The sequence below is a fragment of the Holdemanella sp. genome, from assembly GCF_056804935.1.
This window is the reverse complement of the sequence record NZ_DBMEXE010000255.1, coordinates 1-2,059: the sequence shown is the minus strand read 5'-3', so window position 1 is coordinate 2,059 and position 2,059 is coordinate 1. Positions and strand designations below refer to the sequence as shown.

At 33.4% G+C, this 2,059-nt stretch carries 3 protein-coding genes; 1 reads left to right on the top strand and 2 read right to left on the bottom strand.

What is annotated here, in order from left to right:
- On the top strand, positions 1 to 728 hold a 728-nt coding region (locus ACZQCL_RS09005; RefSeq protein WP_482482913.1), incomplete at its 5' end, for a phospholipase D-like domain-containing protein.
- A gap of 38 nt (positions 729 to 766) precedes the next feature.
- Here ACZQCL_RS09005 and ACZQCL_RS09000 read toward each other — a convergent pair.
- Positions 767 to 1,699: an ROK family glucokinase gene (locus ACZQCL_RS09000; RefSeq protein ID WP_482482911.1), complete on the bottom strand. Its 933-nt coding sequence runs from the start codon at positions 1,697 to 1,699 to the stop codon at positions 767 to 769.
- A gap of 38 nt (positions 1,700 to 1,737) precedes the next feature.
- Positions 1,738 to 2,059, bottom strand: a 322-nt coding sequence (locus ACZQCL_RS08995) for a hypothetical protein (RefSeq protein ID WP_482482909.1), incomplete at its 5' end; no start/stop codon positions are given.

The following is a 2,059-nucleotide window of genomic DNA, read 5'->3' as shown; positions in this document are numbered from 1 at the left end:
CCGATGAATATATCAATAAGAAAGTAAAACATGGTCATTGGATGGACAATATCATTTGTATTAAAGGTAAAGCCGTTTGGTCTTATTTAGTAATGTTTCTAACAAACTGGAACGCTTTACGTCATGAAGACTTTGATTATTCTGTTTTCAAAAATGAAGATGTTGTAGAAGAAACTTTGTTTGATGGATATATTGCTCCTTATGCAGAAACTCCGTTAGACGAAGAATTGACGGGACAATCCGTTTATGAAGATTTATTAAATAGTGCCAATAAATATGTATATATAATGACTCCTTATCTTATCATTGATTCAGAAATGATCAACACATTAATTCATACCGCTAAAAAAGGTGTCGATGTTAGAATCATCATGCCCGGTATTGCCGATAAACAGATTGTACATGATATGGGAACTACATATTATAAACAATTAATTCAAGGCGGCGTTAAAATTTATGAATATGAGCCTGGTTTTGTACATTCAAAAGTCTTTATTTGTGACGATACATATGCCACAGTAGGAACAATCAACTTAGATTATCGCTCCTTATACCTACATTTTGAAAATGGCACATTATTGTATAAATCTAAGAAAATCATGGATGTGAAACAAAACTTTTTTGATACATTAGAACATTGTAAAAAAATTCAAGTAGAAGATACCCATGTGAATATTGTGAAAGGTTTATTTTTAAGCATTATTCGTATATTCTCACCATTATTATAGAAAAAATGCAAGGCTGAATCCTTGCATTTTTAGTAGAATTAAAATAATGATTTTACACAACCATACATTCCGGCATCATTTTCAAGTTTAGCCAAAACGATTGGTGTATTTTTACATGCATGGAATGCATACTCTTTAAAGAATGTGCTGATTCTTGAAGTTAGGATATCTCCAGCTTTAGAAACGCCACCACCAATCACAATGATTTCTGAATCAATCACACTACAGACTTGTGCCAATGCCTTTGCGAGAATTTTACAAGTGGAATCCACTAATTCGTTAGCGATGACATCCCCTTTTTTAGCCTCGTCATAAATGTGTTTAGCTTCTAAACAATCATAATCACGTAAACTAGAAGGACGTTTATCATTCTCTAACATCTTCTTAGCCTGAGTAACAATTCCAGTAGCTGAAACATATTGTTCTAAACATCCATGATTTCCACAGTTACATGGAGTTTTCTCATCATCCCTTACAGGCATGTGTCCGATTTCTCCGCCAGCACCATGAATTCCGGAAACGATCTGTCCATTTAAAACACAACCGCCACCAACACCAGTGCCAAGTGTAACCATTAATACATCTTGATATCCTTTCCCAGCACCTTGCCACATTTCACCAAGTGCTGCAACATTGGCATCATTGCCTACTTTAACAGGAAGGCCTGAAATTTCATGGAATTCTTTTTCAACATTCAATGAATTCCATCCTAAATTCACACATACACTCACAAAACCATTCTTATTTACTGGTCCTGGTACACCTAAACCTACACCCATCACAACACTTTTTTCGATGCCTTTCGTTTCAATAGTACGATTAATAAAATCAGCAATTTCAGTAAGAATATATTTTCCATTATCTGTTTTGTTTGTTGGAATTTCCCATTTTTCCATCAAATCTCCATCCACTGAAAACAATCCAATCTTTATTGTAGTACCACCAATATCTACTCCAAATCCATATTGCATATTTAAATTTCTCCTTTAATAATAGCTTATTAGAATTCTCAAAAAGAATCAATCACTTGTTTAAGTAAATCATCCACAATTAGTTTTGTATATCTTTTACATCCATATGGAGTGCCATCACATAGTGCATAATCACCAGAATACTCTATTGATTTGCCGCTTTTTAGATGCAAGATATATCGACTACTGCCACCACCACATAGGAGTGGTTGATATGTCTTTTCACTACCTAAATTTATTTTGATTTCATAAAAAAACTCACAGATCTTTGGTTCAGACAAATGATAAATTTTATCGTCTATTTGCACGGTTCCATTTACATTTATATAAACATTTTTTCTTTCGATAAGTGATCCTAAA